The organism is Sulfuricurvum sp. (assembly GCF_049305995.1).
Lineage (GTDB): Bacteria > Campylobacterota > Campylobacteria > Campylobacterales > Sulfurimonadaceae > Sulfuricurvum.
This window is the reverse complement of sequence record NZ_JBAQPS010000019.1, coordinates 1-8,366: the sequence shown is the minus strand read 5'-3', so window position 1 is coordinate 8,366 and position 8,366 is coordinate 1. Positions and strand designations below refer to the sequence as shown.

General features: G+C 47.9%; 8 protein-coding genes. 1 reads left to right on the top strand and 7 read right to left on the bottom strand.

The features are described from left to right. From WA010_RS00700 to cobA, 4 genes are all read right to left on the bottom strand, one after another. A partial coding sequence (locus WA010_RS00700) for a molybdopterin oxidoreductase family protein (RefSeq protein WP_422555258.1) occupies positions 1-509 on the bottom strand: 509 nt, incomplete at its 3' end. Positions 510-594: 85 nt separating this feature from the next. Continuing rightward, complete coding sequence (locus WA010_RS00695; protein WP_422555257.1) at positions 595-2,160, bottom strand: DmsC/YnfH family molybdoenzyme membrane anchor subunit; 1,566 nt, start codon at positions 2,158-2,160, stop codon at positions 595-597. After that, positions 2,157-3,797 carry a nitrite/sulfite reductase gene (locus WA010_RS00690; protein ID WP_422555256.1) on the bottom strand — a complete coding sequence of 547 codons (1,641 nt, stop codon included), beginning with the start codon at positions 3,795-3,797 and terminating at the stop codon, positions 2,157-2,159. The genes WA010_RS00695 and WA010_RS00690 overlap by 4 nt, the downstream gene beginning before the upstream one ends. Further along, a complete protein-coding gene (cobA, locus tag WA010_RS00685) occupies positions 3,775-4,551 on the bottom strand; it encodes a uroporphyrinogen-III C-methyltransferase (RefSeq protein ID WP_422555255.1) in 777 nt (258 codons plus the stop codon). The genes WA010_RS00690 and cobA overlap by 23 nt, the downstream gene beginning before the upstream one ends. 111 nt (positions 4,552-4,662) lie before the next feature. Here cobA and WA010_RS00680 point away from each other — a divergent pair, with 111 nt between their 5' ends. Continuing rightward, entirely contained in the window at positions 4,663-5,229 is a 567-nt protein-coding gene (locus WA010_RS00680; protein ID WP_422555254.1) for a precorrin-2 dehydrogenase/sirohydrochlorin ferrochelatase family protein, read from the top strand. 2 nt (positions 5,230-5,231) lie between these two features. Here WA010_RS00680 and WA010_RS00675 read toward each other — a convergent pair whose 3' ends face one another. The 3 genes from WA010_RS00675 to WA010_RS00665 are packed head-to-tail and all read right to left on the bottom strand — an operon-like array spanning position 5,232 to position 8,106. Beyond that, entirely contained in the window at positions 5,232-6,032 is an 801-nt protein-coding gene (locus WA010_RS00675; protein ID WP_422555253.1) for an ABC transporter ATP-binding protein, read from the bottom strand. Further along, positions 6,029-6,811 (bottom strand): nitrate ABC transporter permease, encoded by a 783-nt coding sequence (gene ntrB, locus WA010_RS00670; RefSeq protein ID WP_422555252.1) that lies wholly within the window; start codon positions 6,809-6,811, stop codon positions 6,029-6,031. Before ntrB ends, WA010_RS00675 begins: the two co-directional genes overlap by 4 nt. 11 nt (positions 6,812-6,822) lie before the next feature. Then, positions 6,823-8,106: a CmpA/NrtA family ABC transporter substrate-binding protein gene (locus tag WA010_RS00665; RefSeq protein ID WP_422555251.1), complete on the bottom strand. Its 1,284-nt coding sequence runs from the start codon at positions 8,104-8,106 to the stop codon at positions 6,823-6,825. Between the last annotated feature and the right edge of the window lie 260 nt (positions 8,107-8,366).

The following is an 8,366-nucleotide window of genomic DNA, read 5'->3' as shown; positions in this document are numbered from 1 at the left end:
ATACAGAGCGTCGTATTGCCATCGTAATTGTTGGTGCGAAGCCCCAGCTGAACCAGTTTGCCGAGGGTATAGAACTCTTCGCTCAAAAGCTGTCCGGTCGAGAGGACGCCGATGGCACGCGAGCCGTATTTTTCTGTGATTGATTTAAACGTATCGGAGACTTTTGTAAAGGCTTCGTCCCACGATGCCCTCTCCAGTTTGTCTCCCTTGCGAATGAGCGGCGAGAGGAGGCGGTTGGGGGAGGTGAGCATCTCGTGTTCACTCAGTCCTTTGGGGCAGAGGGTTCCCATGTTGACGCCATGACGCGGATTTCCTTTGGTACAAACGGCTTTCCCATTCTTGACCCCGATGTAGAGACCGCACCCCACGCCGCAATAGCCGCACGTGGAGAAGACCCATTTGTCCGGTTTTTTTGCATCTGCTATACGTCCGAATATCGGGTCATCACTGAGAGAATATTTGGCGGCTTTTATGTCCAGACCTAAAAAGTTTTTGATGGTGTTTATCATTTTAAATCCTTTGTATAGTATCGTCATTCCCGCGAAGGCGGGAATCTAGCTGGATCCCCGGATCAAGTCCGAGGATGACGGGAAATTAATGTCTCTGTGTGCCGACAAAAAATCCCCCTGCCATAGAGAGGGGCACCGTTGTCGTATAAAATAAAAATCGATCCATAAGCTCGCTGAGCACCAAAAGGAGAAGAGCGATTCCCAACGTGAGTATGGATGCGAGATTCAACCCTGACGCGATAAACAGCGTTGTAAGCAGCGGCAGTGCAAAGGCACCTACGGCAAACATGCCCCATCGGAGCGTATGGAGTGATGAGAAATGTTCGCGGTACAATCGGAGCGTTTTTTGCAACTGCGGTATCGATGAACTTTTGAGTTCATTGTAGGCATCAAACGTAAAAAATCCGTGCATGAGTGCCACTAACATTGCCGCACTGAGCAACGGTGTTGCCGAATCGTTTTGAGCGAAAACGAGGAGGGCAAGGGCGACTAAAAAAAGTCCGCTGTAGGTGGTCGTAAAAAACTTTCGGTTGGTGCTCACTCTATCCCATGAAGGGCGGGCGGCGATTCGATAAATCATCGCCTGAGCATAGATACCGTAAAATCCGACCATCAGCGTCATCGCTTCAAAAATGAGACGTATCGCCGTCGCAATGTCAAAATAATAGAGAGCGACATTGAGACTCATCAGTGTTGCAAATGCACCCAAAGCCGCCGCTTCACGGCTGAGCCAGCTGGTGCGAAGATTTTTCATCGCGCTCATTGCCCTAAGCGGACGCCCAAGATGCAGAGCCGAGAGGGGGAGCCCTAGTGCGGCAGGGGCGAGGGCGAGGAGGGCAAGTATCCAGTTGGGCTCAAAAAATCCGAACAGGGAAAGAATATCTCCGACGAACAATGCACCGAACGCCCCCAATGACATTTGGGTGAGAACCGTCATAAATACCAATGGTAATTCACTGTGTGCCGGTTTAAGATGGTGCTCATCGGCTTTGATCATCGTTTCGGGGAGATCCTTTGGCAGGGTAAAATGGGTCGTGGAATGGGTGAGGCGTGCATTTGCCAGATGGGGCATATTGCCCTGCGTATCGATAGCACTCTCTCTCCACTCATGGATATTGACCGTTTCGATTTCGATGGCTCCGCTTGGGCACGCTTGGACACACGCGGGGCTTTGACCGACGGCTAGGCGCTCGTGGCACATATGGCATTTGGTGACGATGTGGCGTTCCTCGTGATAGGTCGGGACACCGTAGGGGCAGTTCCAGGTGCAGTATTGGCATCCGATGCAGCTGGGATCGTCGTGAAAAACGATGCCGTTGTCGAATTTGATATAGCTGTTGGTGGGACAGCCGATGAGACAGGCGGGATCGATACAGTGATTACAGCTCATGGAGTTAAAGAGCAGTAGGGTGTCGGGGAAACTTCCCCCCTCCATCTCTCCCACGCGACGCCATTTGATATCGCTAGGGTTGTTGTTTTGCTCATTGCACGCCACTTCACAGCAGCGGCATCCGATACATTTGGTGGCATCGAAGTGAAATCGGTACTGTTCTCCTTCACCTAGCGGTGGAACATCGATAGAGTAGTTGCCGCACTGCATTCCGGTAGAGGCTTTGTAGCCGATAAAGCTTTCCAAAGGTGTCGGATTCATGCACGTTCAAAGTGATGAAAATCACTTCGCTCTTCATAGGTAACGGTATAATTGTGGCGTACGATCTCAGCGATTTCACTGATCTTATAGTGAATACGGAGCCGTTTGATAAACTGCTCCAAACTCTCACCATCGTATCGAGTATCTCGATAGAGTTTCATCAACTCTGCCACGTAATAAGGTGCTTCTTCGAGTACGATCCCTTTTAAAAAGAGTTTTGCCTCTTCGTCATTGTGGCTGAGGCTTCCGCCGAGGAAGATATCGACCCCTAATGTCGTTTTCCCATCACGAGGCACTTTGCACCCCACAAATCCCAAATCTCCCGCACCGTGGATACCGCATCCTTTAATACACCCTGACCAATAGAGGCGTATTTTGGCATCGGTGATCGGAATTTCACGATGTAAATATTCGCCCATCGCAATGGCATCGGGTTTGTTGGGGATAACACCGAACGGGCAATGTCCGCTTCCCGCACAGGCGATGAGGTTCGCCATATAGGGAGATGGTCGATTCGGGTATTTTCCAAACAGTGGTGATGTTAGAGCCATCTCTTCGTCACGAATTCCGGTGAGGATCAGATTTTGCTCGATGGTGAGGCGGAGTGCTCCGTTTTGAGCTTCGGCAATACGGGCAGCTTCAAACATATCCGTACCGCTAAAGACACCTGAGGGGACGGGAACGTAGAGTGCTTTTAATCCGTAATTTAAAGGGACACTTCCATAATGATCTCCCCCTTCACTTTGGGATAATGTCTCTCCTCCACGACTCATAGAATGTCCGAGTTCATTTTCAATAGCAGCTCTGAACTCTTCCATTCCAACGGCATCAATCAGAAATTTAAGACGGTTTTTATTCCGATTATCCCGAAAACCGTAGGTTTTAAAAAGCGATGCAACAGCAACAAATACCGCTTTCGCCTGTGTGGGTAAGAGAAACATATCGGCACTTTGGGCGAGATGCCCTACTCGTCCTCCCAGATAGAGATTAAATCCATACCGATCTCCTTTTTTAGCAAGGGTTAGGGCAAAATCCTGACCGAAGATATTGCATCGGTTGGAGAGCGAACCGTTGATTCCAATATTAAATTTACGGGGCAGGGTAGTAACCCATTCGTCGTTTTTTAAAAAGACCGATTGAATATCGTGCATAAGGGTATGACAAGCGATGAGATTATCTTCAGCTAAACCGTCAAGAGGATCGAGGAGAATGTTACGGAAATTATCGACTCCGGTTTGATAACTGGTAAGTCCGACACTTTCCAACAGTGCGAGTGATTCAGGAAGATCCTCAATGGCAATATAACGCAGTTCGATTTGCTGTCGTGTCGTGAGATCGATATAATCTTGACCGAATTTCTTTGCCACATACGCTACCGACATGGCTTGTGCGATACTGAGGGCGCCTCCGGCGACTCGTACACGAATCATAAACCGCTCGGGGGTAGCAGGACGGTCAAATACCCCGAAACTTTTGAGGACGAAATCTTTATCGTCTTCACTGATCGAAGCGTAGCCGCTCTTGGAATACCCGATCAGCCGTTCCCATGCTTCTGCCGCATTGAATACATCTTTGATTGATTCGGTTTTGTGCCGTTTGCTACTGCGATCGGCGTTAGCTTGCTGTAACGATGTCATAACGACTCTCCTTGGCTTCATAGCGGTAGGTTGGGAGAACTTTTGCTAAATTGACGACATTTCCAAAAACGAGAATTGCCGGCTTCGGAGCTCCTTTGGCTGCGTCGCTGAGTTCACTGAGAGTTGTGATCACAGAGCTTTGGTCGGCAGTTGTGGCATTCGAGATAATAGCGACGGGCAATGTGGCATCCACCCCCTGATCCAATGCCTCTTTGACGATCTGACGGGTTCTGCTAAGCCCCATGAGGACTACCGTAGTGTGATCATTGACACTCAGCATCGGAATCCATGAGAGATTGACGCGATCTCCTGAGAGGTGTGCCGATACAACCGATACTCCGGTACTGACACCGCGAGCGGTCGGGGCGATTCCGGCGGATAGGGGGCCGGAGAGTGCTGATGAGATTCCGGGGATCACTTCGGTCTCAATACCGTTTTGCGAGGCATAAATCGCCTCTTCGGTTCCGCGACCGAAGATGTAGGGATCACCGCATTTGAGTCGTCCGACGATATATCCCTGATGGGCATACTCGGTGATCATCGCATTGATCTGATCCTGAGGAAAACTGTGTTTTCCTTTCTCTTTTCCTACAAACACGACTTTACTAGTGTCGGGGATCAGATCAATGATCTCTTGGGTGAGGAGATGATCGATGAGAGCGATATCAAGTTTTTGGATGGTTTTAAGAGCTTTCAAGGTGAGCAGATCGGCATCACCGGGTCCGCAACCGATTAAATATAATTTTCCGTTCATAGGATATTCCTTATTAGGACTTTTTTGTCTTTAAAAATAATAGTGTAAAATAGTGATAAGCAAAACAAATTTTTGGTTAATTTTTAATCAGTTTATTGCAAAGGATTGACAATGGCACTTTTTCCGATGTTCGTCGATTTAAAAGATCAAGATTGTGTGGTCATTGGAGCAGGGGAGGTGGCATTACGCAAAATTGAGCAATTGGTAAAATTTTCCCCTGCACTGAGTGTTATTGCTCCCGAAATCCATCCAGAGATTCGTACTCTTGCTAAAAAATATCCGATTACTTTGATAGAGCGCAAATATGAACTGAGTGATTGTGAGGGGCGTTTTTTAGTGATCGGGGCGTTGGATGATTTGGGCGAACAGGAAAAAATCTATCATACGTGTATGATGAGTAAAACACCGGTTAATTGTGTCGATTCTCCCTCCCTGTGCAGTTTTATCTTTCCGGCATTGATCATTGATGGGGATTTGTGTGTGGGGATCAACACGGCAGGTCGTGCTCCTGCGGTAAGTTCGGCATTGCGAAAATTCTTAACGTCGGTTATCCCTGAGGGGATTCATGATCTGATCGACCGTGTTCATGTGATCCGTCAGAGTGAACCGGTGGGGAAACCCCGACAAGAGAAGATTATTCAGATGTGTCGGGATTTTTTTAACCCCATCACGGATTGATACTATTCGTCTTCTTTGGCAAATTTCGAGTATAAAAACTCGATGATCGCTCCACGACATCGGAGATACTCTGGATTATTCTGAAGTTCCAAACGATTCCGTGGGCGTGGAAGGTTCACTTCCAGTATCTCTCCGATGGTTGCTTCAGGACCGTTCGTCATCATGATGACCCGATCAGAGAGGAGTACCGCTTCATCCACATCATGGGTAATGATGACGACGGTATTGCCTGTTTGCATTTGTATCCGCATCAAATGATCTTGCAGATTAGCACGGGTGAGCGAATCAAGCGCACCGAAGGGCTCATCCATGAGGAGCACTTTAGGCTCGATGGAGAGGGCTCGGGCGATACCGACGCGCTGTTTCATCCCTCCGCTGATCTCGCCGGGGTATTTGTCTTTAGCATGATCGAGATTGACCATCTGAATGTATTTCATCACATGATCGCGGATTTCACTGTTGCTCAACGTTTCACCCAATACTTTACGTACCGCCATCTCGATATTTTGATAAACACTCAGCCACGGAAGCAAGGAGTGATTTTGAAACACCACTGCCCGCTCCGGTCCGGGAGCGAGAATGTGTTTGTCTTCGAGTAAAATAGTCCCGTGCGAAATCGTATCTAGTCCTGCAATGAGGTTAAGGATCGTCGATTTTCCGCATCCCGAGTGACCGATGATGGAGACAATCTCATTCTCTTTTATATCCAGTTGGACATCCCGAAGGGCGACATACTCTTTGCCGCCGCCGAGGGGGAAAATCTTATCGACATGATCGATTTTTAAAAAAGGTTTTGCACTCATTTGAGTCCTCGCTTACGGTAATCAAAGAAATCGGCAATAACCCCCATCAGAGCATCGAGAATGTACCCGATAACCCCGATGAGGATGATTCCGATAATAATATGGGAGTAGTTGAGATTGTTGTACTCATCCCAAATCCAAAATCCGATCCCTACACCACCGGTGAGCATCTCGGCTGCCACGATAACGAGCCATGCAATCCCCAGTGATAAGCGCATCCCCGTAAAGATAAACGGAACAGCGACAGGGAGGATAATCTGAAAAACTCTCTCAAACGCAGTGAGTTGAAGTACCCGTGCGACGTTGAGATAATCCTCGCTGACACTTCGAACCCCCAGTGCCGTATTGATAATAATCGGCCAGATCGAGGTGACAAAGATGACGAAAATCGCCGTGGTGTTGACCTCTTTAAACACAAACAGCGCGAGCGGTAACCATGCCAACGGCGATACCGGTTTGAGAATCTGAATGTACGGATTCATCGCCGTATAAGCACTTTTGCTCATCCCGATCAATAATCCCACCGGAACACCCACCGCGATGGCGAGGGCAAATCCTCCGAATACGCGAGCCAGTGAATTACCCAGTTGCAGTGCGATCCCCTGATCTCCCGCACCGTTGTTGTAAAACGGATCCGAGAGGACGACGAGAAGTTCGCTCCATACTTCACTCGGAGGAGGAAATCCCGGTATCTGAGCGGAAATAGCCGACCAAATCGCGATCACTACACCAAATAGGAGTAGAGGCAAAAGGACGGCATTAATATATTTCGAAACCATAATTGCCCCTTTTACTTAGCGGATACTTTCCAATTATTCACTTTCATGAGTGCTTCTTTGGTGATTTTCGGCGATTTGATCGGAGCGTTATAGATATAATCTACCGCCTTATTCGGATCAAATGTTACACCGTCGATGAATTTTTTCTCTACTTTCCACTGTGTCGCAGGAAGGGCGTAATTGACCTCTTTAGCCGCTTTAGCAAACAAATCAGGGCGATAAACGCTCTCAACGGTTTTTTTCATATCGATCGCGTGATCGAGTTGTCCCCAACGGATCATTTGGGTTACTTGCCATAATCCGTGGCTGTAATAGGGATATAGAGCTTGTTTTTTACCAAAAACGTTAAAGTTCGGCATTGGGGTAGTAACGCCGTTAGTGAACATATAGGTTCCCGTCATCGAGTTGTCGATAACATCTTTCGGGGCATTGACATACGATTTAGAGGATAAAATAGCGGAAGCCTCTTTGCGGTTTTCCCACGACGCATCGAGCCACATTCCCGCTTCGATGACGGCTTTGATCATCGCTTTGGTCGTTTCGGGATTTTGATCGGCAAACGCTTTTTGTACCCCTAGCACTTTTTCGGGACCGTCTTGCCAGAGTTGATAGCCAGTGACGACGGTTTTACCGATATTACCCATAACGGCGCGTTGATTCCACGGTTCACCGACACAGTAGCCATCGATATTTCCGGCGGTCATATTGGCGACCATCTGCGGTGGCGGAACGACTTTGAGAGCAACATCGCTGTCGGGATTAACCCCACCTGCCGCCATCCAGTAGCGGACATGGTAGTTATGGGTTCCCGTAGGGAATGTCATTCCGAACTCAGGAACTCCCATCGTTTTAGAAGCGATCACTTTTTTGAGTGCTACGGCGGAACCTTTTTTAGTTGCTACAGGATCGGCCGCCATCATTGCGTCATACATTTTGTTTGATACGCTGATGGCATCGCCGTTTTGACCGAGTGCCATGAGGGCAACCATCTCTTTTTTGGCACTTCCGACACCGAGCGTCGTAGCGATCGGCATAGCGGCGAGCATGTGGGAGGCATCGAGCTCTCCAACGGTCATTTTGTCACGGACGTTTGCCCATGAAGCCTCTTTGCTTAGCTCAACATTGAGACCGTGTTTGGCAAAGAACCCTTTTTCTTTGGCGATAACCAGTGCCGCACAATCGGTCAATGGAATGAATCCGATTTTGAGATCTTTTTTCTCCGGTGCCGCCATCGCGAGTGACGCGGCTAGGGATAGCAATAATGCACCTTTTCCTAAAACATTCAAGCTTTTCATGGGAACTCCTTATTAAGACTATTTTGTCTGAAATAATTGTAGAGCAAAAAGTCCTAATAAGATACAGTTTATTGATTAAAAAATAATCAATAGAAGATAAAAATATCTTAATTAATTATTTAGATAGAAGTTTTAAATTCGTTTAATTTTTCGGTGAAGCACATCATCCGTAATTTCTGAGAGGCGCATCGCCGAATACATCTCCAGCATCTCTTGACGCCATACATCCCATTGGGCATGGAGAGCGCATGGTTTTTCCG

Coding starts and splice junctions, on each gene's coding strand:
- WA010_RS00695 (WP_422555257.1), bottom strand. CDS start 2,160: ATGAATCCGACACCTTTGGAAAGCTTTATCGGCTACAAAGCCTCTACC.
- WA010_RS00690 (WP_422555256.1), bottom strand. CDS start 3,797: ATGACATCGTTACAGCAAGCTAACGCCGATCGCAGTAGCAAACGGCAC.
- cobA (WP_422555255.1), bottom strand. CDS start 4,551: ATGAACGGAAAATTATATTTAATCGGTTGCGGACCCGGTGATGCCGAT.
- WA010_RS00680 (WP_422555254.1), top strand. CDS start 4,663: ATGGCACTTTTTCCGATGTTCGTCGATTTAAAAGATCAAGATTGTGTG.
- WA010_RS00675 (WP_422555253.1), bottom strand. CDS start 6,032: ATGAGTGCAAAACCTTTTTTAAAAATCGATCATGTCGATAAGATTTTC.
- WA010_RS00665 (WP_422555251.1), bottom strand. CDS start 8,106: ATGAAAAGCTTGAATGTTTTAGGAAAAGGTGCATTATTGCTATCCCTA.
- ntrB (WP_422555252.1), bottom strand. CDS start 6,811: ATGGTTTCGAAATATATTAATGCCGTCCTTTTGCCTCTACTCCTATTT.